1 protein-coding gene is annotated in these 575 nt (G+C 63.7%); it reads right to left on the minus strand.

What is annotated here, in order from left to right; all coding sequences use genetic code 11:
- Positions 1-575, minus strand: a 575-nt coding sequence (locus AACY08_RS28230) for an HAD-IC family P-type ATPase (RefSeq protein ID WP_339472389.1), incomplete at both ends; no start/stop codon positions are given.

The raw sequence follows: 575 nt of genomic DNA on the forward strand, positions 1-575 counted from the left end.
CGAGGCCGTGTGCCAATCGCGGCTCTGGACCCCAGATCGCCCAAATCGCGAAGGAGAGCAGCGCGATGCCGAGCACAGCGGGTACGAACCAGCCAGCGACCTTGTCAGCCATGCGCTGGATCGGAGCGCGCGATCGCTGCGCATCGGCGACCATTTGAACGATCCGCGCCAGCATTGTATCGCGGCCGATCTTGTCGGCGCGCACGATGAGCGATCCCGTCTGGTTCACCGTTCCGGCCACTACATGGGCGCCGACCGTTTTCGTCACCGGCATGGATTCGCCGGTGACCATCGATTCATCTATGGAGGAGCGGCCCTCCTCGACGATGGCATCTACGGGTACTTTTTCGCCGGGGCGGACCCGCAGTCGGTCGCCGACAGCGATCAGGTCGATCGCGACTTCTTCGTCATTCCCGTCCGCCATAATCCTGCGCGCGGTCTTGGGAGCGAGATTGAGAAGAGCCTTGATTGCGCCCGAGGTACGCTCGCGAGCGCGCAACTCAAGAACCTGGCCCAGGAGGACAAGGACGGTGATCACGGCAGCCGCCTCGAAATAGATCGCGACCGTGCCGTCC

This window comes from Pseudomonas sp. EL_65y_Pfl1_R83 (assembly GCF_963970695.1).
GTDB lineage: Bacteria > Pseudomonadota > Gammaproteobacteria > Pseudomonadales > Pseudomonadaceae > Aquipseudomonas > Aquipseudomonas tritici.